This is a genomic window from Mesorhizobium sp. WSM4837 (genome assembly GCF_055811435.1).
Genome location: NZ_JBVVQE010000082.1, coordinates 1 through 23,216, shown reverse-complemented (window position 1 = coordinate 23,216; position 23,216 = coordinate 1). Strand labels below are relative to the sequence as shown.

The following is a 23,216-nucleotide window of genomic DNA, read 5'->3' as shown; positions in this document are numbered from 1 at the left end:
TCAGGCGCGCTCCGCCAGCGCCGGCTCGCCGCGCTTTTCGCGGATGAGATTGACGAAGCGGCGGAACAGATAATGCGAGTCCTGCGGGCCCGGCGAGGCTTCGGGATGATGCTGGACCGAAAACACCGGCCTGCCAGTCAGGGTGATGCCGCAGTTCGAGCCGTCGAACAGCGAGACATGGGTTTCTTCGACGCCCGTGGGCAACGAGCCGGCATCGACGGCAAAGCCGTGGTTCATCGAGACGATCTCAACCTTGCCGGTGGTGTGATCCTTGACCGGATGATTGGCGCCGTGATGGCCTTGATGCATTTTGGCGGTCCTGCCGCCAAGCGCCAGCGCCAGCATCTGGTGGCCGAGGCAGATGCCGAAGACCGGGATGTCGGTCTTCAGCAAGTCCTGGATGACCGGAACGGCATAGTCGCCAGTGGCTTCCGGGTCGCCGGGACCGTTGGAGAGAAAGATGCCGTCGGGCCGCATGGCGAGGATATCCTCGGCGCCGGTGTTGGCCGGCACCACGGTGACCTTGGCGCCCAGGCCGGCAAGCAGGCGCAATATGTTGCGTTTTACGCCGTAGTCGATGGCGACGACATGCATGGACGGATCGGTCTGTTCGCCAAAGCCCTCGTCCCAGACCCACGGCGTCTCGCGCCAGACCGAGGACTGGCCGGAAGTGACGTCCTTGGCCAGGTCAAGCCCGATCAGGCCGGACCAGGCAGCGGCGCGGCGCTTCAGCTCCTCGATGTCGAAGATGCCGTCGGGCGCGTGCGCGATGACGGCGTTGGGCATGCCCTTTTCGCGGATCAGCGCGGTCAGCGCGCGGGTGTCGATGCCCGAAAGCGCCACTATGCCGCGTTTCTTCAGCCATTGGTCAAGACCAGAAGCGGCGCGATAGCTGGACGGATTGGTGACGTCGGCCTTGAACACGGCGCCGACTGCGCCGGCGCGGGCAACCGGGTTGAGATCCTCGATGTCCTCGTCATTGGTGCCGATATTGCCGATATGCGGAAAGGTGAAGGTGACGATCTGGCCGGCATAGGACGGGTCGGTGAGGATTTCCTGATAGCCTGTCAGCGCGGTGTTGAAGCAGACTTCGGCGACGGCGGAGCCGGTGGCGCCAAGGCCGCGGCCCTCGATGACGGTGCCGTCGGCCAGCACCAGCAGGGCGGTCGGCTTCTCGGTGGCCCAAGTGGGGGTCGACGCGGCGGTCATCGTTGCCATGGCGGCACTCCTAAAGGCTGCGCCCTTCAATCGGTCCGGCGAACCATTCTGCGCAGCAAACCGCGCGCAGCGGCGATTTCGCAGCCAGCGCGCGCAACAAAAACTCAGTTCATGCAAGGCCCAGTACATAGGGGAAGGCGCCAGAGCGGTCAATGATGCTACGCCCGCAGGCGCGATTTATTTCGTCGAACAATATCAGCGGTTTGCCGGGCGGCGTCGAATTTGCCTTGGGCTTTCGGCACGGCTATTGTCCGTCTCATTCGAAGGAGAAAGCATCATGCGCGGCAAAATCGCTGAATCCCTGAAGAGCGCGATGAAGGCGCAGGACAAGCGCCGGCTGCCGACATTGCGGCTGATCCAGGCGGCCATTCACGACCGCGACATCGCCAATCGCGGCGCCGGCAAGGAGCCGGCCAGCGACGACGAGATCCTGCAGATACTGGCCAAGATGGTGAAGCAGCGCGAAGAGTCGGCCAAGGCTTTCGACGACGGCAAGCGGCCGGAGCTTGCCGCGCAGGAGCGCGACGAGATGGCCATCATCCGCGATTTCCTGCCGACGCAACTGGGCCAGGCAGAGACCGAAACGGCGATCCGCGCCGCCATCGCCGAGACCGGCGCCAGCAGCGTCAAGGACATGGGCAAGGTTATGGCCGTGCTCAAGGAGAAATACGCCGGCCAGATGGATTTCTCCAAGGCGAGCGGGATCGTCAAGGGACTGCTGCAGTAGGATTTTGCCGCTGCAGCGAGCTCGTAAGGCATTGGAGGAGGCGACAGCGAGGCGCCAGCCCTGGCCGCATATGATTGATTCTCAGGCGCTCTTCGGTTTCTGAGAGCGGGCGGGGCGGGCGGCAGCTCGCACCGACAGGTTCAGTGCCACGGCGGCGCGAATGAGCGCCTTCAACGCCTCTTCATCGATCTTGTCGCCCTCATGGATGTCGATGGCGCGCCTGGTGTTGCCTTCGAGGCTGGAGTTGAAGAGGCCAGATGGGTCCTCCAGCGTGGCGCCCCTGGCGAAAGTCATTTTCACGACATTCTTGTAGGTCTCACCGGTGCAGATAATTCCGGCGTGTTCCCACACCGGAACCCCTCTCCACTTCCACTCCTCGACCACTTCGGGATCGACCTGCTTGATGAGGGTTCGGATCCGAGCGAGCATCTCGCCCCGCCAATCGCTCAGCTCTTTGATTCTCGCATCTATCAATTGAGAGGGGGTGTCTCCTCCTGCTCCCTCCGTCGAGCCGCCCTTCTTCATGGCTGTTGTCGCTTTGGTCATGATTGGTCCCAGTGGCTTTGTGAACGTTCGACGTCCGGCGTCTGGCGTACGCATCGATGCGGCGAGCCGTTTGCCGTTCCGGCGCGAGCAACAAACTCTCGACGTCGAAGAGGAACCTTCGTCGCTCCAGACCCGTTTTGCAACCAGGATCATACGAAAAATGGAGCTTCGATTTGGCGGCGCGTTTGTTGAACATTTTCGGCGCTGCCACCAGCGCCGGCGCCTATTCGCCAGGGCAGGAACAAGCCCCCGCGGTGTTTCGGCGCCATGGGCTCGCAGAGGCGCTCGCGAGCCGAGGCAGAACCATCAGGGATCATAGCGATGTTGCATCGTTCCGGTGGCGACCGGACTCTTCGCGGCCGCAGGCCATGAACCTGGAGGCCGTGCGCGGGGCCTGTGACTTGGTCGCAAGCCACGTGGCGACGGCGATTTCGGCGCAGGAAGACGTGCTTGTTTTGGGCGGCGATTGTACCGTGGAGTTGGGCACGGTCGCCGGGGCGAACGCGGCCGGCGCGCGGATCGGACTCGTCTACATGGACTTTGACGCCGATCTCAACACACCTGACACGAGCGACGGCGCCTTGGACTGGACTGGTGTCGCCCATCTGCTCAACATCCCGGGATGCGAGTCTTCGCTCGCGGGGCTCGGCCCAACTCGTCCGATGCTCGTGCCTCAGCAACTTCTCTATTTCGGCGTCGAGAATATCACTCCGCCTGAAGCCGCCGCGATCAGAGATCACGCGATCAAGGTCATTTCGCGTGAGGAAGCTTTGATTGATATCGAGGCGGCGGCGGCGCGCGCGGCCGAATGGGCGGCGCGCTTTGACTGTGTGCTTATTCACTTCGATGCCGATGTGCTCTCCTTTATCGATTTCCCGATTGCTGAGAATGTGCGCCGTTGCCACGGTCTCAAACTGGAGCAAGCCGCCTTCGTGCTAAAGCAGTTGACCGCCCTGCAGCAATGGCGCGGCCTGACCGTCACAGAAGTTAATCCGGCCCATGCGCCAGACGAGCCCACCGCGTTTGCACGCCTGAATGAGGTGCTTGCAGACGCCCTTGGCTAATTCGTGATGCATCTCACAGTCGCCCGCCTGGCAATTGGCTGGCTTGCTTCACCCAGGCGGCGAACTGGGCTTCGTCGAGCTGGTCCTCATAAATGTCGAGGTAGCGCACGTCCTTGTGCCTGGACTCGCCGGGAGGAACAGGACGCAGTGACGTGCCCCGGAAGAAGGTCACTTTGACGTAGCGGGTGAAGACATGAAACGACAGGAACCAGCCCTGGCCTTCGATGCCGTAAAACGGCGAGTTCCATTTGACGGCCTTGTGCACGCCGGGGACGGTGCGCACGATGATTGCGTCGAGGCGGCGCCCGACATCGCTTTTCCAGCCCGGCATGGCCGCGATGTAGGCCTGCACCGGGGCGTCACCTTCGGCCTTCGCGATCTGGGGGTTGCCGCCTGCGAGGAGTGCCGGCTTCGCTTCCTTCGCGGACTGCGGCTTCGGCGTCGCCTTGCGCGGTTTGGTTGCCGCGCCCCGCTCGGCGGCGGCCTTCGCCGACTTCTCGGACCTGTGGTCGGCCATTGTGTTCACTCCAAAGTAGGTGGACCCAATCGATGACATTTGATTTTAGAAAGCCGCCCCTGAAGATCAACTTCAGAATCCGAGGGCGGCAGCGGAGCGATCGTACGTCATGGTTGAACTCGTCAAACCGGCGCTTGAACATCTGCCGTCGTACAAGGCCGCCCTTGAGCGCGGCTGGTCGCCGGACAATGTGCGGCTAATGGAGGCGACGCGCGAGCAGCTTGCGGCCATCGAAAAGAATCCAACGGCCTTCCTCGCCGATCTCGACGACCCCGATGCCAAGGGTGGTCCGATCACCTTGCTTGATGGGACGAACGTGCCGCGCCTGCCGGGATTCCGGCGCTGGATCTGGGACGGCGAAGTCGCCGGCTCGATCGGCCTTCGCTGGCAGCGCGGCACCGCCGAGCTGCCGCCACATGTGCTCGGCCACATCGGCTATGCCGTAGTGCCATGGAAGCGGCGGCGCGGCCATGCGACAGAGGCAGTGAGGCTGATGCTCGGCGAGGCGAGGGCGCTCGGCCTGCCCTTCGTCGAGATCACCGCCAAGCCGGGTAATCTCGCCTCGCAGAAGGTGGTCCTGGCCAATGGCGGACGGCTCGTCGGGCGATTCTTCGAGGACGCTGCCTATGGCGGCGCCGAAAGCCTGCGCTATCGCATCGACCTGTAGCGCCTGCCGACTATTCGGCAGCGGCCGGCAGCGGCGGCATCGTGTTTCGGCGCCACTCCCAGATATGTGAGGCGAGCGCGACCGCCACGGCGACCAGCATGGCCATGGCGCCAACCACCGGCAGGCTGCGATAGCCATAACCGGCATTGAGCATGGCGGCGCCGAGCGAGGCGGCCAGCGCGATGCCGACATTGAAGCCGGCCGGGATAAGCGATGAGGCGAGATTGGAGGCGTCCGCCGTCCAGGTCAGGATACGGGTCTGGATCGGGGTGCCGATGGCAAAGCTGAGACCACCCCAGATAGTGATCGCAACGACCATCGGCACCGGGTACGGGCTGGCGGTGTAAACGACGGCAAGTGTCACCGCCTGCATGAAAAGCATGGTGATGAGCGACGGCATCAGTTTCCAGTCGGCGAGCCGCCCGCCAAGAAAGACGCCGATCGTCGCGCCGACACCGTTGAGCAGCAGCACCCAGGGCACCAGGCCCTCGCCGAGGCCGGTGACTTCAAGCAGCGTCGGCGTGATGTAGGTGAACAGGCCGAACTGGCCGATCATCAGCATCAGCATGAGGATTAGCGACGTCCAAACCTGCTGGCGTGCGAGCACGCGGACCTCGCTGCCGAAACTGACGGGCCGGCGCGACGATCCCGTCCGGCGCGGCAGGAGGGCGGCCATGGCGGCGATGGAAACCACACCAAGCGCGCACATCACCCAGAACGTCGCGCGCCACCCCCAAATATTGCCGATCGCCGTGCCGGCCGGCACGCCGATGACATTGGAGACCGTGAGGCCCGACAGAATGAGCGCCACGGCCATTCCACGCTGATCCTGGCGGACCAGGCCGACCGCAACCACCATCGCGACGCCGAAGTAGGCGCCGTGCGCCACGGCCACTGCAATCCGCAACAGCAACATGGAGGCGAAGTCGGGCGCAAGGGCGCAGGCGGCCTGGCCGATGGTGAAGGCTGCGGCAAGGCCAAGCAGCAACGCCTTGCGGGAAAGCGTCTTGGTGGCGAGCGTCAACAGCGGTCCGCCGATCGCGATGCCGCCGGCGTAGCCGGAGACGAGATAGCCGGCGGTTGGGATGGAGACGCCAAGGCCGTCCGCCACCTGCGGCAGCACGCCGGCGATGACGAACTCGGTAGTGCCGAATGCGAACGCAGCGATGAACAGGGCGATGAGGGGAAGCATGGCGCGGGAAGGCGATCCTTGAACGAGATGGCTCAAATCACGGACGAGAGCGGCGGGCAATCCAGAAATTCTCGACGCCGCTTTAGGTTTTCTTCATCGGTTCAGCCAAGCTCCGGCCGCACAAGGCTAGACGGTCGTCGTCTTCCTTCCGTAGGGGATTTTCAACCACGCCCGCTCGTGAAAATAGTAGAGCAGCGATTTGGTGATGACCTCGGTCACGCCGATGGCCGCAGCGAGCTTGATGCTGCCCGTCACGATGAGCGAAATGATTATCGTGTCGACCGTGCCGGTGACGCGCCAGGAAAGCGCCTTGGCGAAACTGCGCGAATGGGTATCCATAGACTTTCTCCCGGCGGATTTTAAGCGATCCTTAGAGCGCCTTGCGTTCTGGTGGAACCAAAACCGCGCTCCAGGTCTTTGCTTGACGCGTGTTGTCCGACGCCAAGCGAAGACGGTTGGCTGAAAAATGCTCTAGCCGACAGACGGAAGGGTTAGCAAAGACTAATTTTCGCGCGCCGGCTCCAGGCAATTCCCGCGCTGGGCCCAATCTATCCGGCCTTCAGCCGCGAGCCGGTGAGCAGGCCGCGTTCCTCGAGCACGGGGTAGGCTATCGAGGCAAGCAGCGAATTGATCTGCTTCAGGTCGCGGATGGTGTCGAGATGGATGGAACTGGTCTCGACGCTCTTGGCGGTGCCGTCGCGCAGCCGCACGAAATGGCTGGCGCTGGTCTCCTTCTCGCGATCGCGCAGCCGATCCTTTTCCAGCACCAGCTGGCGGGCGGTCTCCGGATCGCGCGAGACCAGCACGTTGAAGGCAAGCCGCGCGTTGGCGAGCACCGAAGCGTGGAAGCCGCTAAGCTCGCGCCAACCCTCGGGCGTGAACTCCAGCCCGCGCTCAAGCTTCTTCCTGACATGCACCAGCATGTTGCGCACGATGATGTCGCCGACCTGTTCGAGCTTGACGCAGGCGCCGATCAACTCCTGGCAACGCAGCGCCTCGTCCTCGGTCAGCGGGTTCCTGGTGACCTTGGCCAGATAGAGCTTTATCGACGCATGTTTCTTGTCGACGCGGTCGTCGAGCGCGGCCAGCGCCTTGATCTTGTCGGCGTCGGCGCTTTCATAGAGCTCGATGATGCGCTTCAGCATGATCTCGACCGTCTCGCAGACCCGCACCACCTCACGGGTGGCGTTGGCCAGCGCCTGGCTCGGCACATCGAGGGCGCTGTCGTTGAGCGCGGACAACTCGACGACGTCGAGCGCTTCTGCCGGCGCCGGTTTGGTGCCGAGCGCCACGATCTTTTCCGAAACGCGGTAGACGAGGCCGGCCAGCGGCAGGCCGGCAACCAGGATCAGGATGTTGAAGAGGATATGGGCGTTGACGATCTGGTCGGGCACGGTGGCGCCGAGAAAGGCGACCGACGGTTTCAACCACAGGAACAGGATCAGCATGGCCAGCGAGCCCATGCCGCGCATCAGGAGATTGCCGATCGGTACGACACGCACGCCCGGCTCCGCATTGCGGGTGAGTAGCGGCGCGATGATCGACGAACCCAGATTGACGCCGAGCACCAGCACGATGCCGAGTTCGGGCGGGATGAAGCCGCGGCCGGCGAGCGTCACCATCAAAAGGACCGCGGCGATCGAGGAATGGAACAGCCAGGTGACCAGCGCCGCCAGCAGATAGGCGGTGACCGGATCGCCGGAGAAGTAATCGACGACGACCGGCATCAGGGTGCTCTGGCGCAGCGGCTCCGAGGCCTGGCCGATCATTTCCAGCGACAACACCAGCAGGCCGATGCCGACCAGGATGCGGCCGAACTGGCGCCAGTCGCGCCGCTCGGTGGCCATGAACATGACGGTGCCGGCGACAAGACAGACCGGCACCAGCAGCGACAGGTCGAAGGTGAGCAGCTTGACCACCAGCGCCGAGCCGATCTCGGCGCCGCGCACGGCAAGCTGGCCCGATATACCGCTGACGATGCCGGCGCCGGCGAAGGACCCGACCAGCAAGGTGACGGCGGTGGAGCTTTGCAGGGCGATCGCCAGGCCGCAGCCGGCCAGAACCGCCATGAAAGGATTGCGCATGGTGGCGCGCAGCTTGTGGCGCAGCACATCGCCATAGGCGCGCTCGACACCTGTCTTCACCAAGCGGGTGGCAAACAGCATCAGCGCCACCGCGCCGGCAAGATGCAGCAAAACGACCGAACCGCTCATGTCAGGCTCGCATTCCGACAGCCACCAGCAATATGGGAGCCGTGATGGCAAAGGCGCAAAAGAGGGGGCGAATCAAGGACATTGCAAAGGTCGATACTACTCCGATTACTTTTAGCCGGATAATAAATTTTGCCCAATTCGGCCGGCTGTTGCGCGACAGGGCGTGTCGGAAATGGATGGATCGCAAAATGGTTGCATCGCCGGCCGGCTTCTTGATGGTCGCGCGCTCAAGTGCCGACGACCGCTTCAGATCAGGTTTGAGCTGAGTGTTGAATTACTATTATAAATATCTGAAATCATTACAAAAATGTAATCCGTGTGTTCAGTTTCGGTTCATTTTTCGGGCTCTATTGCTTGGGCATCGACAACCAAGGAGTACCCCGTCATGAACGTATCATTCTTTCCGCAGTCGCCGTATCGATGCTGGCTGCGACGTCCCTGCAGGGCCAGGCAGCGCCGCTGAACGCGCCGAATGCACCGCAGTCGACCTACAGCCAGGTCGACTGGAAGAAGCCGGACAGGCACGTCAAGACGCGCGTCGTGGTGAAGAAGAAAGTCGTCGTCAAGAGGAACCATTGGCGCAACGGCCAGAGATATTCGAGTTGGAGGCGCCACCAGCCGGTCCGCGACTATCGCCACTATGGCCTGCGTCGCCCGGGCCGTGGCCAGGAATGGATCCGCGTCGGCAACGACTATCTCTTGGTCAGCGTCGTCTCCGGCATCATCTTCGGCGCGATTGCCGCGCACTGACCGTCAAAAACGTCGACCGGCACAATGCCGGATAGGAAGGAAGGCGGCTTGCAACGGCCGCCTTCTTTTTGCCCTGTGAAAACCGGGTATGGTTCGCATTAGGAGTCGTCGGGTTTCGCCGGCGTGATTATATGGAGGCAAACGAGCCGTTTCCGATGCGCTTTCCACCTGCCTTCCTCGACGAGATACGCGACCGCGTGCCGATTTCCTCGGTGATCGGCCAGCGCGTGGCGTGGGACAGGAAGAAGACCAACGCGCCGCGCGGCGATTATTGGGCGTGCTGTCCCTTCCATGGCGAGAAGAGCCCGTCCTTTCACTGCGAGGACAAGAAGGGACGCTATCATTGCTTCGGCTGCTCGGTTTCGGGCGACCACTTCAAATTCCTCACCGAACTCGACGGAATGAGCTTTCCCGAAGCGGTCGAGAAGATCGCCGACATGGCCGGGGTGCCGATGCCGTTGCGCGATGCCCAGGAGGAACGGCGCGAAAAGGAACGCGCCAGCCTGACCGAAGTCATGGAAATGGCGACCGCCTTCTTCCAGGAGCGGCTGCAGGGACCGGAAGGCGCAAAAGCCCGCGCCTATCTGCGCGACCGCGGGCTGACGCCGGCGACGCAGCAGTCGTTCCGGCTCGGCTATGCGCCCGACAGTCGCAATGAGCTGAAGGAGCATCTTGCCGCCAAGGGCGTGCCCAAGGCCGATATCGAGGCATGCGGGCTGGTGCGCCATGGCGACGACGTTCCGGTTTCCTACGATTGGTTCCGCGACCGCATCATGTTCCCGATCCCGGACTCCAGAGGCAAGATAATCGCCTTTGGCGGGCGGGCGCTGGCAGCCGATGCGCTCGCTAAATACATGAATTCGCCCGACACCGAGCTCTTCCACAAGGGCAACGTGCTCTATAATTTCGCCCGAGCCCGCCAAGCGCTGGGAAAGGGGGCGCTGGCCAAGGGCGGCACGGTGATTGCCGTCGAGGGCTATATGGACGTGATCGCGCTGGCGCAGGCCGGTTTCGAAAATGTCGTGGCGCCGCTCGGCACCGCGCTGACCGAAAACCAGCTTGAACTGCTGTGGCGGATGGCCGGCGAGCCGGTGCTGTGCTTCGATGGCGACCAGGCCGGACTGAAGGCGGCATGGCGTGCCGCCGACATGGCGCTGCCGGCGGTCCAGGCAGGCCGCTCGGTGCGTTTTGCGCTTCTGCCCGAAGGCAAGGACCCCGACGATCTGGTCAAGGCCGAAGGGCCGGACGCGTTTGGCGCCGTGCTTTCCGAGGCGCGGCCGCTCGCCGACCTTTTGTGGATGCGCGAAACGGCCGGCGGCATCTTCGACACGCCGGAACGACGGGCGGAACTGGAAAAAACGCTGCGCGAACTGACCAGCCGCATCCGCGACGAGAGCTTGCGCTATCACTACCAACAGGAAATGCGCGAGCGAGTGCTAAGCTTTTTCGGCGCCCAGCGCGGCGCGCGCCAAACCTATCAAGGGGGGCGCCAAGACGGGCGGTCCGGCGGGCGCTTTCAGGGCAAGGGCTCAGCTGCTGGCGGGCAGTTCGCACGCGGCGGCAATGCCGGTGGACGCACCGCGATCACCGAAAGCCTTGGCCGCTCGGCGCTGGTCAAGCGCGGCAGCGAGGGGATGTCGGTGCGCGAGGCGACGATCATCGCAGCTCTTGTCAATCATCCGGCGCTGATCGACGAGAATTTCGCGCATGTCGAGTTCCTCGACCTCGCCAACACCGATCTGAAGCGATTGCACGCGGCGATCCTCGATGCGATGGCGCATAACATGGCCAACGACCGCAACGCGGTGATCGCGACGATCGAACGTGCCGGCTGCGGCGAGATCTGGGCGCGCGTGGTGGCGCTGATCAAACGGGCGCGGCAATGGCCGGCGCTGGAAACAGCCGGACTTGACGATGCCCGCGACGCCTTCAGCCAGGCGCTCCACTTGCAGCGCAGCGCGCGCACATTACATAAGGAGCTGAAACAGGCAGAAGCGGCGCTCGCCAGCGATCCCACGGACGAAAATTACCGGCATCTCGTCGAGATCCAGGCGCAATTTCGTGATGTGCAGGCAACGGAGGCGCTGATCGAAGGGTTCGGCGTGTCTTCGGGCAGGGCCGGGCGGGTGTAGGTCGAAGCTTACGAAAGAGTGAAAGTGCAGAACCGTGCTTGCGCGTCGAATCAGCCGCGGCGCTTTAAGTCGGGTAATTGATTCGCTTTTTTCATGCGAATCATGCGAGAGGCGCTTGACCTTCTGGCAGAATGACGGAATCAGGACGATTCGAAACGTTAACCCGCGCCGGCGTCGACGGAAATGCAGCGATGTGAGGTACCGGTCACTGGACAGGCAGTCAGCCTGCCACAGATACCAGGGTTAATCTGGACTTAACGAGAGATGCAGTTACTGGCCCGGGGAAACGCGTTCTAGCGCGAGCGCATCTGATAAACCGGTACGGCAGCTTACGCGGCTTGATACTTATGCGGCTAGATACCTGGCCGCTTGGAGAAAATAAAGAATGGCGACAAAAGAAAAGGAAGAGGTCGAGACCGAACGTGAAGGCGCCACCGATGGCCCTCTGCTCGACCTTTCCGACGATGCTGTCAAGAAGATGATCAAGGCCGCCAAGAAGCGCGGCTATGTCACCATGGACGAACTGAATTCGGTGCTGCCCTCGGAGGAAGTCACCTCCGAGCAGATCGAGGACACGATGGCCATGCTCTCCGACATGGGCATCAACGTGGTCGAGGACGACGAGCAGGGCGAGGAGCCCGAAGCCGCCGATGCGGCTGCCGACGCCGAGGAAGACGCCAACGAACTGGCCGAGCAGACCGGCACCGCCGTTGCCGCGACGACCACCAAGAAAGAGCCGACCGATCGTACCGACGATCCGGTTCGCATGTATCTGCGCGAGATGGGCTCGGTCGAGCTTCTGTCGCGCGAGGGCGAAATCGCGATTGCCAAGCGCATCGAGGCTGGCCGCGAGACGATGATCGCGGGCCTGTGCGAAAGCCCGCTGACCTTCCAGGCCATCATCATCTGGCGTGACGAGCTCAACGAATCGAAGATCCTCTTGCGCGAGATTATCGACCTCGAAGCGACCTATGCCGGACCGGAGGCCAAGCAGGCGCCGGTGGTCGAGCGGATCGAGGAAGCCAAGACCGACGACAAGCCGCGCCGTTCGCGCGAGGACGAGGACGACATCACCAATGTCGGCGGCGACACGCGCGGTCTGACTGATGACGACGAGGAAGACGAGGACGAAGCCAGCCTGTCGCTGGCGGCGATGGAAGCGGAGCTGCGCCCGCAGGTGATGGAGACGCTCGACGTCATCGCCGACACCTACAAGAAGTTGCGCAAGCTGCAGGACCAGCAGGTCGAGAATCGGCTGGCTGCCGCCGGCACGCTGTCGCCCAGCCAGGACCGCCGGCTGAAGGAGCTGAAGGACCAGCTGATCAAGGCGGTGAAGTCGCTATCCCTGAACACGGCGCGCATCGAGGCATTGGTCGAGCAACTCTACGACATCAACAAGCGCCTGGTGCAGAACGAAGGCAAGCTGTTGCGGCTGGCCGAAAGCTATGGCGTGCGCCGCGAGGAATTCCTGAAGGAGTATCAGGGCTCGGAGCTCGATCCCAACTGGACGCGCTCGATCGGCAATCTGACCTCGCGCGGCTGGAAGGAATTCACCAAGAACGAGAAGGACGCGATCCGCGACCTGCGCGCCGAGATCCAGAACCTCGCCACCGAAACGGCGATCTCGATCCTGGAATTCCGCAGGATCGTCAACCAGGTGCAGAAGGGCGAGCGCGAAGCCGCGATCGCCAAGAAGGAAATGGTCGAGGCCAATCTGCGCCTCGTCATTTCCATCGCCAAGAAATACACCAATCGCGGCCTGCAGTTCCTCGATCTGATCCAGGAAGGCAATATCGGCCTGATGAAGGCGGTCGACAAATTCGAATATCGCCGCGGCTACAAGTTCTCGACCTATGCGACGTGGTGGATCCGGCAAGCGATCACCCGCTCGATCGCCGACCAGGCGCGCACCATCCGCATTCCGGTGCATATGATCGAGACGATCAACAAGATCGTGCGCACCTCGCGCCAGATGCTGCACGAGATCGGCCGCGAGCCGACGCCGGAGGAACTGGCGGAAAAGCTCGCCATGCCGCTGGAAAAAGTGCGCAAGGTGCTGAAGATCGCCAAGGAACCGATCTCGCTCGAAACGCCGGTCGGCGACGAGGAGGATTCGCATCTCGGCGATTTCATCGAGGACAAGATGGCGATCCTGCCGATCGACGCGGCGATCCAGGCCAATCTGCGCGAGACGACGACGCGGGTGCTTGCTTCGCTCACCCCGCGTGAAGAGCGCGTGCTCAGAATGCGCTTCGGCATCGGCATGAACACCGATCACACGCTGGAGGAAGTCGGCCAGCAGTTCTCGGTCACCCGTGAGCGCATCCGCCAGATCGAAGCCAAGGCGCTGCGCAAGCTCAAGCACCCGAGCCGCTCGCGCAAGCTGCGGAGCTTCCTCGACAGCTGATGCCGGGCAACGAATAACAATTTAAGGGCGCTGCGGCGCCCTTTTTGTTGTGCGCCAGGCATGGCGCGTGGTGCGCAAGCACCGTTTGGCCGGGGTGGTATCCGGTCGATGACTTGGAGGTGAAAGTCCTCTGCGGACCCTGGTGATGGGAACCGCTAGCCGAACAGCAAGGGCGTCGTCGCGAGGCGGGGTCTGAAGGAAGCTGCAAGCAAAGTGCCGGCCTGACGAACAGGAAGCGCATATGAGGCGTCCGCATCTTCCCCAACCCGCAGAGCTGTCTGCGGCTGGTTCGGGCACTGGCGGTGGAGATCCACGAGAACTGGCTCGAGGCGACCCGCTACCTCAACATGGATCACCTGCGCGAGCACAAGAAGGAGAACTTGAGGGCACTGGCCGCCTGAGACGCGGCCCGCCATGTCCGCCGCTCCGCTAAACACGGGGGCTGCGCGGCGGACACGCCAACGTCACCGCTGAATGCCACGCCATTTTGCAGAACTTGACGCACACAACTGTGCTACCGCCGCCGAGAGGCGCCGGGAAGGGTCGGCAGGAGTCAGCAGAGGCCGTAGTAGCCGGACCAACCGGTGAAGGGCTGAACGTGTCGATGGACGTCGGACTTCATTTCCGAGCGCCTTGGGCAGGTACCTCGCGAGAGGGCCTGAGCCGGAAGTAGCGGGAGGAACCCGCAAGATAAGGCTGGGCGCCAATAGGGCGGCGGGCATTGAGGACCTCAAGCCGAGCGCGACACGAACCGCCGTGTACGGAACCGTACGCACGGTGGTGTGGGAGGGGGGATGCCGCAAGGCTCCCTCCTACCCGATCAGGGATTGTCTCGCCGGACGGTGCGGTTGTTCTTGCAGCATACCGGCTGTGGGAGGATAATCGCGTGTCGGATGCTTTTTCTGGGCGACAAACCCGGATGCCCGCCCCGGCGGTGACGCCGCGCTCCGAGGCCTCCGGAGGGAGGTGTGCATGACAACCTATATCGTGCTGATCAACTGGACCGAGCAGGGCGCCAGAAATGTGCGCGAGTCGCCGAAGCGGCTCGATGCCGCCAAGAAGCTGCTGGGAGACATGGGCGGCTCGTTCAAGGCGTTTTATCTCACCATGGGCGAATGCGATATGGTGGCGGTCGTCGAAGCGCCCGACGATGCGGTGCTCGCTCGATTCTCGCTGATGCTGGCGACAGGCGGTAATGTGAGGACGCGGACGCTCAAGGCCTTCCCGGAATTGGCGTATCGCGAGATCATCGCCTCGCTCGGCTGAGGCGTGCGCGGCTATAGACCCGCGCAAGCTGCCGGTCAGGCGCCGCTTGACGGCGCCCGGCCAATCTGGCTCGAAGGTGGCTGGCCGAAGTGGCTTGCCCGAAATGTTGCGGGGCGAAGGTGTTTCCCGGATAGTCAGCGCAGCACTTCAACGCGCGTATCGAGACACATGCCCAAGCATCTGCTGACCGTCTGGTACAATACCCGTTGTCCGGTTTGCGATGCCGGCATCGTCAGGCAGAAGCGGCGGCTGGTCGAGGCGATCAAGGCCGGGCGGATCGCGTTTCGCGACATCAATACCGAACCGGCGGCGCTGGCCGGATACGGCGTGTCGCTGGAGGACATCCGCCGCCGGCTGCACGCAACCGATGCGGACGGCAGGCTGCTGGTCGGCGCCGACGTCGCAATTGCCGTCTGGCTGAGAACGCCGGGCGAGGGCTGGCTGGCAGCGCTGTTCGGCAATCGCGCCGTGCTGCCGCTGACGCGCTATGCCTATGATCGCTTCGCCGATCTTCTCTATGCCTGGAACCGGCGCAAGGGCCGCTGGTAACCGATATTAGCCAAGCTCGGTGACGAACTCAATCTGGTGGCACCGTTCTCAGATACATCGTAAGATATATCTTGACTCAACGGCCTCATTCGCATAATTGAGATATATCGTAAGACATAACTCAAGGAGCAGACAATGCACGGACATCATCATTTCGGCGAGCATGCCGAGCGCGTTTTCGTGCATATGGCCGGCAAGTTCGGCGGTCGTGGCGGCGGCTTCGGCCCATTCGGCCACGGCATGAGGGGCGGCGGGCGCGGCGGGCCGGGCGACATGTTCCGCGCCGGGCGTATGCTGGCCGACGGCGATCTCAAGCTGATCACGCTGTCGCTGCTGGCCGAGGCGCCGCGCCACGGCTATGACATCATCAAGGCGCTGGAGGAACGCACCAGCGGCGTCTACAGCCCGAGCCCCGGCGTGGTCTATCCTACGCTAACCTTCCTGGAAGAGGCCGGCTATGCCGTCTCGTCGGCGGAAGGCAACAAGAAGGTGTTTTCGATTACCGAGGCAGGGCAGGCGCATCTCAATGACAATCGCGAGATGATCGAGCAGGTGCTCGATCATCTCGAGCGTTTCGGCCGCAAGATGGCAAAGGCGCGTGACTGGTTCGGCTGGAACGACGATGGCGAGGATAGCGGACGTCGCGGCCGCGGCGGTTCGGAAAAGCGCGACGAATTCCGCGCCGTGCGCCACCGGCTACGCGCAGCCCTCGGCGACATTGTCGACGCGCCCGCTGAAAAACAGGCCGAGGCGATCGCGATATTGAAAGGGGCGGCCGAAGCCCTCGAAGCGCTGTCGCGCGACTGACTTCCAGGCCGGATGCGGGCCTTGCCCGTTTGCCTAAGGACCGCTAGTGAAATCATCCTGCACCACGCTATGTGATACAGAATGATTGCCGTTGGAGGGCGCGCTCATGTCTTTTCTGAAACGTCTTTTCGGCGGCGGCGGCGACGCGGGCGAGCCAAAGAGTGCTGCACCGGCAAAGCAGATCGAGCACAAGGGATTTTTGATCAGCGCCACGCCGTACAAGGCGGAAGGCCAATACCAGACCTGCGGCGTGGTTTCCAAGGAGATCGACGGCGTGATGAAGGAGCACAAATTCATCCGCGCCGATCGTTTTGCCGGGCTCGACGACGCTGTCGACATCTCGATCAAAAAGGGCATTCAGCTGGTCGACGAACAGGGCGAGAAGATGTTCGGGTGAGACCCGATCGGTCTCCGGCGCATCTTGAAACGAACAAGGCAAGCGCCCTGTCAGGCGCCTGCCTTTGATTTCAAGTTGCCGACGGCTGGCGGCCTACGCCGCCGCAGCCTGTTTGCTTACGGTCGATGTCACCAAGGCATCCACCTTGGCTGATGCCTTGGCCAGAGCGGCAGTGACCGCATCCGGCCCCATGCCGACGCCTTCGATGCGGATGACTTCGACGTCGGTCATGCCGATGAAGCCAAGCACGCTGCGCAGGTAAGGGATGGCGTGGTCCATCTGCACGGCAGCGCCTTCCGAATAGATGCCGCCCGAGGCGAGGACGATGTAGACCTTCTTGCCGGTGACGAGGCCCTTCGGGCCATTCTCGCCATAAGAGAAAGTCTTGCCGGTGCGGGAGACGTGGTCGACCCAGGATTTCAGCGTCGACGAGATGCCGAAATTGATGAATCCGGTGGCGAGGATGATGGTGTCGGCCGCAAACAGTTCATCGAGCACGCCGTCGGAAACGCCGACGACCTCGGCCTGGCGCTGGGTGCGGGCCTCGGCGGGCGTATAGATGCCGGTCGAATAGTCCGGATCGATGTGCGGCAGCGGGTTTGCCACGAGATCGCGTGCGACCAGCTTGGCCGAAGGATCGGCGGCGAGCAGCTTTTCCGCAAGTTGAGTGGCGATGCGGGTCGAATGCGAGGCATTGCCGCGCGGACTGGATGTGACGAGAAGGATGGACATGGCGGGTCTCCAGGGTTGGCTGAACTGTCCCGACCTATATGGGCGAGCTGACCCATTTGAAAAACCGGTATATTTTATGTATGTTCCATCCAAATAGTGGATAGAACGATGCAGCCAAACCCGACGCTCGATCAGCTTCAGATCCTTGTCACCGTCGCCGACACCGGCAGCTTCTCCGCCGCCGGCCGCAAGCTCAACCGAGCGCAGTCGGTCATCAGCTACGCCATCGCCAATCTCGAGGCGCAGCTTGGGCTGAAACTGTTCGAGCGCGAGGGCACGCGCGAGCCGCATCTGACCGATGTCGGCCGGGCGACGCTGGAAGATGCGCGGCGCATGGTCGGCGTATTGCAGCGCATCCGCTCTCGCGTCGACAGCCACAAGCAGGGCCTGGAGGCTGAAGTCGCGCTGTCGGTCGATGCGACGCTGCCTTCCACCGTGCTGGTGCGCGTGTTGAAGGCGTTCGAGGCGCAATTTCCAACCGTGATGCTGCGCCTGCATATCGGCACGCTCGGGCTGATCCCCGATCATGTCGTCAATGGACATGCCGATCTCGGTATTGGCGGCCTGCTGGGCGAGGTCGACGCGCATCTTGTGCGCATTGGCTTCATGTCGATGGTGCCGGCGGCCGCGCCAAGCCATCCGCTGGCGCTGCTTCCCAAGCCGGTGCCGCTGGAGGAGGTGCGCGAACACATCCAACTTGTCGTCAGCGACCAGTCCGAGCGCACCAAAGGGCGCGACTACGGCGTCTATGCCTACCGCACCTGGCGACTTACGGATATGCGAACCAAGCATGCGCTGATGCGCGAAGGGTTGGGCTGGGGCGGACTGCCGCGATGGTTGATTGCTGACGATGTGGCCAACGGCCGGCTGGTGGAACTCGATCTGGAGCCGTATCGCGAAGTCCGCGCGCCGCTTTATGCCATGCACCGCGCCGACCGCAGCCCGAAGCCGGCTGCGGCCTGGCTGATCGACCAGTTCAAGCGCCAGCTTGGCTGTTTCAACGAGTTCGAGCCGAACCAGGGGCCTGGGGCGACAGACCATCAATCAGCGCCATGAGAACGGCACGGTAGTCCTCGGTCGAAGCGCCTGCTTCGATGGCGAGCGCCGCGCGGTCGAAGGCGGCGGCAAGCAGCGCGGTCAGCGCTTCCACCGGCAATCTCATCATGGACTGCGAGCGCATCGCGGCAACCAGGCCTTCGCGCAACGAGCGGTTGCCGTGGCTGTTGTCGATCTCGTCCATGGCGGCGCGGCCGAGCACGGCCGGCCCGTCGAGCAGCAGCAGCCGGGTGCGGCCGGGTGCGCGCATGGCGGCAAGATAGGCATCCGAGCCGGCGATCAGCGCATCGCGGGCAAACAGCGAGGGCGGCGAGGCGCGCTCGATCTCTTCCGCCACAGCCGCCGCCTCCTGCTCGACCACTGCGGCGAACAGCGCCTGCTTGTCGGCAAAGTGATGATAGAGCGCGCCGCGCGTGACGCCGGCCGCAGCCACGATCTCTGGCGTGCCGGTCTCCGCATAGGACTTCTCGGTGAACAGTTTTCGCGCCGCGGCGATCAGGTCGGCGCGCGTCGCTTCGGTGCGATCGCGGTTGGAGCGGCGCGCGGTTCTTTGTTGCATACATTCAGCCTGTATGTTAATGCGTATTTGCATGCAGACTGTATGTTATTTGACGGGAGAAGGAAAGATGAAGACGACAAGCTATTACCCGGTGCTGATGACCGGCGACGTTGCCGGCACGAAGGCTTTCTATGTCGCGCACTTCGGCTTCAAGCCGCTGTTCGAGAGCGACTGGTACGTGCATCTGCAATCAACCGAGGATCGCCGCGTCAATCTCGGCATCGTCCACGGCGATCATGAAACCATTCCTGAGGAAGGGCGCGGCCGGACCTCCGGCCTGCTGATCAATTTCGAGGTCAAGAACCCGGATGCTATCTATGAGCGGGTCATCGCCGCCGGCCTGCCGATCCTGCGAACGCTCCGCGACGAAGCCTTCGGCCAGCGTCATTTCATCACCAAAGACCCCAATGGCGTGCTGATCGACGTGATCAAGCCGATCCCGCCGAGCGCCGAGTTTCTGGAGCAGTTTGTCGAAGGCGCGGCGGGCTGAGCGAGACAGGGGCTGGCAGGAATTGTCTGTAGATATCAGCTGAAGCCTTCAGCCGCGTGGCCGGTCATGTCTTTGCGGTCTATGCTGAGCTCATCAGCCTGGGCCCATTCCATGCGTGAAATCTGCCTTGTCCGCGCACCCTCCAACCTTGGCCTGCGTCCGCTGAGGCCAGGTCATATTCCGGGCACGTGGCGTGCGCCGCAGGCGTTGACCGAAGCCGGCCTGATCGAGACGCTTTCGCCCCTCAAAGTGGTTGATCTTGATCGGCCCGCCTATAACACGGAGCCGCAGCCGGGCACCCGGCTGCGCAACGGCAATGCGATACGCAGCTTCAATCTCGGACTCGCCGAAACTGTTGCCGACGCGCTGAGACGAGGCGAGTTCCCGCTGGTCGTCGGCGGCGACTGCGCGGTCCTGCTTGGCGCGCTGGCTGGCGCACGGCAATCCGGTCCGCTGGCACTGGTCCATGTCGACGGCCACAGCGATTTCCGCCATCCGGGCAATTACGACGTCGATGCTTCACTCGGCTCCGCCGCCGGCATGGACCTTGCGCTCGCCACCGGACGTGGTGAGCCGTTGCTGACCGACTGGCCTGAGATCGCGAGCCCGCTTGTTGCGGACGAACAGGTGATTCAGATCGGCGAACGCGAGAACCGCGACCCCGACTTCGCCTGGCCCGACATCAATTCGACCGCGATGACGCTGATCGATGTTTTTGCCGTGCGGGAGCTCGGCGCGGCAAAGGTCCTGGAAAAGACCTGGACCACGCTGGCGCGAACCGGCTGGCCCTATTGGGTGCATTTCGACGTCGATGCGCTCGATCAGACCGTGATGCCGGCGGTGGATTCACCGGGCAGTCCCGGCATCGATCCCGACGATCTCGTCGCCATCCTCGCGGCGCTGGTGGCGGATCCGCGCTGCACTGGAATGGACATGACGATTTTCGATCCGGACCTCGATCCGACCGGCGAGCTGGCGGTGCTGCTGGTTTCGCTGCTTGGCCAGATGTTTGCGCCGCGATAGTTGTCAGGCCCGCGCCTCCGGCATCACCGTGACCTGAGCAATGCCGGAGCGGCGCACCACTGTGCACAGCGTTTCGCGGCCGATGCGCTCGGCGTCGAGCATGCGCACCAGATCGTCGACGCCGGTGACCGGGCGGCCGTCGATGGCGGCGATGATGTCGCCCTCTTTCAGGCCTGCTCTGGCGGCCGGGCTGTTCGCCTCGACACTGCGCAGGCGCACCGCTGTGCTGCTCGACACTTGCGACAAAAGGGCGGCGCGACGCGGCAGGGTTGTCGTGTCGGCCGAGACACCGATGAAGGCGCGGCGGACGCGGCCGAAGCGGATGATCTCGGAAATGACGAAATTGGCGGTGTTGGAGGCAACCGCGAAGGCGATGCCTTGCGCGCCATGGATCATGGCTGTGTTGACGCCGATAACCTCGCCCGCCGACGACACCAGCGGTCCGCCGGAATTGCCGGGGTTGAGCGCTGCGTCGGTCTGGATGACATCGTCGATCAGCCGGCCGGTGGAAGCACGCATCGAGCGGCCGAGCGCCGAGACGACACCTGATGTGACGGTCCATTCGAAGCCGAGCGGGTTGCCGATGGCAATGGCGATCTGGCCGCGCCGCAGGCGCTTGGAATCGCCGAGCGGCGCAATATCGGCGAAGCTGCCGTCGGCACGCACCAGCGCGATGTCGGTGTCGGGCTCGCGGCCGAGAACACGGCCTTCTCTGGAGACGCCGTCCGGCATCGTAACACGGACGCTGCGGGCATCGCCAACGACGTGGAAATTGGTGACGACCAGCCCATCCGGTGTGATGACGAAGCCGGAGCCCAGGCCGCCGGCACCACCGATGCGCTCGATGCGGCAGACGGCGGGACCGATGCGGTCCACGGCATCAGCGACCGTTGCCGAATAATCGTCGAGCAGCGCATCGTCGAATTGCAATTGCTGGGCGGGGAGGGACATGGCAGGGCTCCGTGTCTTTAGAGCAAGATGAAGGATGCCTATATGTGCGGAGCGGCCGGATCGGCCGCGACCTGACCAGATGGCCAGTCCAACGCCCAACTAGCCGTCAGGCGAGTACCCGCCAACGCGCTGCCGAGCGATATCTGGGGTAGAGCGACGAGCGTCCATTGGACGCTCAAAGTGCGCTCTAAGACTTTGAGTTCTCGCATCGTGCTTTCCGACAAATCGATGCCGATTTTCGGGCCGAGGCGAAAAAGACCCAGGAGACCGACATGAGCGACTTCAATCTGAGCGCATTTTCCGACGCCATAGCCGATATCGCCGCCGCAGCGGCGCCGGCGACGGCGAGCTTCGCTACGCATCAGCATCGCACCGCGACCGCCTTCCATTGGCGCGACGGCTATTTTGTCGCTGCCGAGGAGGCGGTTGAGGCCGGCGAGGAGATCGAGCTGACGCTTTCTTCGGGCGACAAGGTGAAGGCTGAGCTGGTCGGCCGCGATCCATCCACCGGGACCGCCCTTCTGAAGCCGACCGGCGCACCGGACGTGCCGCCGCTGGCCGAGGCAGGCACGGCGCGGCCGGGCCATCTGGCCATTGCCGTCGGCAATAGCGACGGTGCGTCGCTCGCTGCATTCGGAACGGTTGGTGAGGTCGGTCCGGCCTGGCGCTCGATGCGCGGCGGCACGATCGACCGGCGGATCAATCTGGCCGTCAATGCCGGTGGCCGTTTCGAGGGCGGCCCGGTGCTCGACGCCAAGGGCGCACTGATCGGCATGCTTTTGTTCGGGCCGCGCCGGCGGGCGCTGGTCATGCCTTACGAGACGATCGAACGGGCGGTGGCGACGCTGCGCGAGAAGGGCCATGTCGCGCGCGGCTATCTCGGCGCCGGCCTGCACCCGATCCGCAACGGCGACACGCATGGCGCGATGGTGATGAGCCTCGACGACAATGGCCCGGCGAAGGCGGCCGGCCTGCATCTTGGCGACATCATCGCGTCGTGGAACGGCGAGGCCGTGCACGGCCCGCGCGAGCTGATCCGCAGGCTCGGGCCGGACAGCGCCGGCGCGTCGGTGACGCTCGGCGTGGTGCGCGGCGGCGAACGGCGCGACGTCGTGCTGACCATCGGCGAAAAGCCGCTAAACTGAGAAGATCGATGGCAAGTCACAGGATCACGGGGCGGCGGCTGACGGTGCTGATCGCGCTCGATGACGTCGTGCGCGCCGAGCACCTGTCCACCGCTCTTGCCGCGACTGGCGATCTGCTGCCGATTGTGGCCGGTAGCAGCAATAGCGCCGACAGAGCGGATGTCGCGATCGTCGATGGCGTTTACCTGGAAAGAGGGGGCGTGGAAGGCGGGCCCGGCGATCCCGTCATACCTCGGGTGCTCCTGTCGCAACGAGCGAGCCGGCAGCGGCCGGCCGATACCGTGTTTGCCGTGCTGCCGCCGGCAGTGGACGATCTGCTGATCGCTGCCGCCGCGCGACTGGCGGCGGCTGGCTATCGGATCTCGGGCGAGGGCCGCCCCTTGTCCGATCGACATGACGATTTCGCCTTCCATGACGACGATCTCTCCGACGAGGAGCCGGTCGGCGACAGCGCCGGCCGGCCGGTGCTGTCGCCGCGCGAGAGCGAAGTGCTGGCGCTTTTGGCCGAGGGCGCGCCCAACAAGGTGATCGCGCGGCGCCTGAACATTTCCGTGCATACGGCGAAGTTCCACGTCGCGGCGATCCTGATCAAGCTAGGTGCGGCCAACCGCACCGACGCCATCGCCATCGCCATGCGGCAAGGCCTGGTGCTGGTTTAGTGAATGACGTCCCAAGGCAGCATGTGGGGCGACCATTGTCAAAGTTTGCGCTGCCCCTCATCCGCCTGCCGGCACCTTCTCCCCGTAGGGAAAAGGGGGGGAGTTGCCCGGCGGGGGGGGGGGGGGGGCGCCCCCCCCCCGGGAAAGCA

At 63.6% G+C, this 23,216-nt stretch carries 24 protein-coding genes and 1 pseudogene; 16 read left to right on the top strand and 9 right to left on the bottom strand.

Annotated elements, in window-relative coordinates; genetic code table 11:
* Window positions 1-1,218: a glutamine-hydrolyzing carbamoyl-phosphate synthase small subunit gene (carA, locus tag AC0L3D_RS31415; RefSeq protein WP_128171088.1), complete on the bottom strand. Its 1,218-nt coding sequence runs from the start codon at window positions 1,216-1,218 to the stop codon at window positions 1-3.
* A 277-nt stretch (window positions 1,219-1,495) separates the two neighbouring features.
* Here carA and AC0L3D_RS31410 point away from each other — a divergent pair, with 277 nt between their 5' ends.
* Complete coding sequence (locus AC0L3D_RS31410) at window positions 1,496-1,945, top strand: GatB/YqeY domain-containing protein (RefSeq protein ID WP_031255180.1); 450 nt, start codon at window positions 1,496-1,498, stop codon at window positions 1,943-1,945.
* Window positions 1,946-2,026: 81 nt separating this feature from the next.
* Here AC0L3D_RS31410 and AC0L3D_RS31405 read toward each other — a convergent pair whose 3' ends face one another.
* Window positions 2,027-2,491 (bottom strand): DUF1801 domain-containing protein, encoded by a 465-nt coding sequence (locus AC0L3D_RS31405; protein WP_031255178.1) that lies wholly within the window; start codon window positions 2,489-2,491, stop codon window positions 2,027-2,029.
* 173 nt (window positions 2,492-2,664) lie between these two features.
* On the opposite strand from AC0L3D_RS31405, the gene AC0L3D_RS31400 reads away from it, so the two are divergent.
* Entirely contained in the window at window positions 2,665-3,555 is an 891-nt protein-coding gene (locus tag AC0L3D_RS31400; protein WP_473532775.1) for an arginase family protein, read from the top strand.
* 13 nt (window positions 3,556-3,568) lie between these two features.
* Here the strand turns inward: AC0L3D_RS31400 and AC0L3D_RS31395 are convergent, their stop codons facing one another.
* A complete protein-coding gene (locus tag AC0L3D_RS31395) occupies window positions 3,569-4,072 on the bottom strand; it encodes a DUF1801 domain-containing protein (protein WP_473628438.1) in 504 nt (167 codons plus the stop codon).
* Between the two features lie 109 nt (window positions 4,073-4,181).
* Between AC0L3D_RS31395 and AC0L3D_RS31390 the strand changes: the two genes are divergently transcribed.
* On the top strand, window positions 4,182-4,739 hold the full coding sequence (locus AC0L3D_RS31390) for a GNAT family N-acetyltransferase (RefSeq protein ID WP_287230912.1): 558 nt from the start codon (window positions 4,182-4,184) through the stop codon (window positions 4,737-4,739).
* A 10-nt stretch (window positions 4,740-4,749) separates the two neighbouring features.
* Here the strand turns inward: AC0L3D_RS31390 and AC0L3D_RS31385 are convergent, their stop codons facing one another.
* From AC0L3D_RS31385 to AC0L3D_RS31375, 3 genes are all read right to left on the bottom strand, one after another.
* The gene (locus tag AC0L3D_RS31385; protein ID WP_287230913.1) at window positions 4,750-5,931 is read right to left on the bottom strand and encodes an MFS transporter; all 1,182 of its coding nucleotides are present in this window, start codon (window positions 5,929-5,931) and stop codon (window positions 4,750-4,752) included.
* Between the two features lie 126 nt (window positions 5,932-6,057).
* Entirely contained in the window at window positions 6,058-6,270 is a 213-nt protein-coding gene (locus tag AC0L3D_RS31380) for a DUF2061 domain-containing protein (RefSeq protein WP_023799755.1), read from the bottom strand.
* A 209-nt stretch (window positions 6,271-6,479) separates the two neighbouring features.
* Window positions 6,480-8,144, bottom strand: a complete 1,665-nt coding sequence (locus AC0L3D_RS31375) for a Na/Pi cotransporter family protein (RefSeq protein ID WP_287230915.1) — start codon at window positions 8,142-8,144, stop codon at window positions 6,480-6,482.
* 420 nt (window positions 8,145-8,564) lie between these two features.
* Between AC0L3D_RS31375 and AC0L3D_RS31370 the strand changes: the two genes are divergently transcribed.
* The 8 genes and pseudogenes from AC0L3D_RS31370 to AC0L3D_RS31335 all read left to right on the top strand — a co-directional run bounded on the left by AC0L3D_RS31370 (window position 8,565) and on the right by AC0L3D_RS31335 (window position 16,452).
* Window positions 8,565-8,894 carry an RcnB family protein gene (locus AC0L3D_RS31370; protein WP_473614405.1) on the top strand — a complete coding sequence of 110 codons (330 nt, stop codon included), beginning with the start codon at window positions 8,565-8,567 and terminating at the stop codon, window positions 8,892-8,894.
* A 155-nt stretch (window positions 8,895-9,049) separates the two neighbouring features.
* Window positions 9,050-11,026 (top strand): DNA primase, encoded by a 1,977-nt coding sequence (dnaG, locus tag AC0L3D_RS31365; RefSeq protein WP_473628500.1) that lies wholly within the window; start codon window positions 9,050-9,052, stop codon window positions 11,024-11,026.
* A 385-nt stretch (window positions 11,027-11,411) separates the two neighbouring features.
* Window positions 11,412-13,433 carry an RNA polymerase sigma factor RpoD gene (gene rpoD / locus AC0L3D_RS31360; protein WP_023799750.1) on the top strand — a complete coding sequence of 674 codons (2,022 nt, stop codon included), beginning with the start codon at window positions 11,412-11,414 and terminating at the stop codon, window positions 13,431-13,433.
* A gap of 248 nt (window positions 13,434-13,681) precedes the next feature.
* A pseudogene (locus tag AC0L3D_RS31355) lies at window positions 13,682-13,834 on the top strand (transposase); the annotation flags it as partial.
* 571 nt (window positions 13,835-14,405) lie between these two features.
* The gene (locus tag AC0L3D_RS31350; RefSeq protein ID WP_023799749.1) at window positions 14,406-14,699 is read left to right on the top strand and encodes a GYD domain-containing protein; all 294 of its coding nucleotides are present in this window, start codon (window positions 14,406-14,408) and stop codon (window positions 14,697-14,699) included.
* A 168-nt stretch (window positions 14,700-14,867) separates the two neighbouring features.
* The gene (locus tag AC0L3D_RS31345; RefSeq protein WP_473628434.1) at window positions 14,868-15,248 is read left to right on the top strand and encodes a thiol-disulfide oxidoreductase DCC family protein; all 381 of its coding nucleotides are present in this window, start codon (window positions 14,868-14,870) and stop codon (window positions 15,246-15,248) included.
* A 135-nt stretch (window positions 15,249-15,383) separates the two neighbouring features.
* Window positions 15,384-16,055 (top strand): PadR family transcriptional regulator, encoded by a 672-nt coding sequence (locus AC0L3D_RS31340; protein WP_473628432.1) that lies wholly within the window; start codon window positions 15,384-15,386, stop codon window positions 16,053-16,055.
* A gap of 106 nt (window positions 16,056-16,161) precedes the next feature.
* Window positions 16,162-16,452 (top strand): HlyU family transcriptional regulator, encoded by a 291-nt coding sequence (locus AC0L3D_RS31335; protein WP_023799746.1) that lies wholly within the window; start codon window positions 16,162-16,164, stop codon window positions 16,450-16,452.
* Between the two features lie 93 nt (window positions 16,453-16,545).
* On the opposite strand, the gene AC0L3D_RS31330 is transcribed toward AC0L3D_RS31335, so the two are convergent.
* Entirely contained in the window at window positions 16,546-17,184 is a 639-nt protein-coding gene (locus AC0L3D_RS31330; protein WP_473628431.1) for an FMN-dependent NADH-azoreductase, read from the bottom strand.
* A gap of 108 nt (window positions 17,185-17,292) precedes the next feature.
* On the opposite strand from AC0L3D_RS31330, the gene AC0L3D_RS31325 reads away from it, so the two are divergent.
* Window positions 17,293-18,240: a LysR family transcriptional regulator gene (locus AC0L3D_RS31325; protein ID WP_128170293.1), complete on the top strand. Its 948-nt coding sequence runs from the start codon at window positions 17,293-17,295 to the stop codon at window positions 18,238-18,240.
* On the opposite strand, the gene AC0L3D_RS31320 is transcribed toward AC0L3D_RS31325, so the two are convergent.
* Window positions 18,182-18,799 carry a TetR/AcrR family transcriptional regulator gene (locus AC0L3D_RS31320; protein ID WP_473628430.1) on the bottom strand — a complete coding sequence of 206 codons (618 nt, stop codon included), beginning with the start codon at window positions 18,797-18,799 and terminating at the stop codon, window positions 18,182-18,184. The genes AC0L3D_RS31325 and AC0L3D_RS31320 overlap by 59 nt on opposite strands.
* A gap of 67 nt (window positions 18,800-18,866) precedes the next feature.
* On the opposite strand from AC0L3D_RS31320, the gene AC0L3D_RS31315 reads away from it, so the two are divergent.
* Together AC0L3D_RS31315 and AC0L3D_RS31310 are read left to right on the top strand one after the other, a co-directional pair.
* Window positions 18,867-19,289: a VOC family protein gene (locus AC0L3D_RS31315; RefSeq protein ID WP_473532770.1), complete on the top strand. Its 423-nt coding sequence runs from the start codon at window positions 18,867-18,869 to the stop codon at window positions 19,287-19,289.
* A 111-nt stretch (window positions 19,290-19,400) separates the two neighbouring features.
* Window positions 19,401-20,312, top strand: coding sequence for an arginase family protein (locus AC0L3D_RS31310; protein WP_473646958.1), 912 nt, complete (start codon window positions 19,401-19,403; stop codon window positions 20,310-20,312).
* Between the two features lie 3 nt (window positions 20,313-20,315).
* On the opposite strand, the gene AC0L3D_RS31305 is transcribed toward AC0L3D_RS31310, so the two are convergent.
* Window positions 20,316-21,263: a S1C family serine protease gene (locus tag AC0L3D_RS31305; protein ID WP_473646956.1), complete on the bottom strand. Its 948-nt coding sequence runs from the start codon at window positions 21,261-21,263 to the stop codon at window positions 20,316-20,318.
* Between the two features lie 272 nt (window positions 21,264-21,535).
* Here AC0L3D_RS31305 and AC0L3D_RS31300 point away from each other — a divergent pair, with 272 nt between their 5' ends.
* Window positions 21,536-22,408, top strand: a complete 873-nt coding sequence (locus AC0L3D_RS31300; RefSeq protein WP_128170290.1) for a S1C family serine protease — start codon at window positions 21,536-21,538, stop codon at window positions 22,406-22,408.
* A gap of 8 nt (window positions 22,409-22,416) precedes the next feature.
* Window positions 22,417-23,067, top strand: coding sequence for a helix-turn-helix transcriptional regulator (locus tag AC0L3D_RS31295; protein ID WP_473646955.1), 651 nt, complete (start codon window positions 22,417-22,419; stop codon window positions 23,065-23,067).
* The last annotated feature ends 149 nt before the right edge of the window (window positions 23,068-23,216 follow it).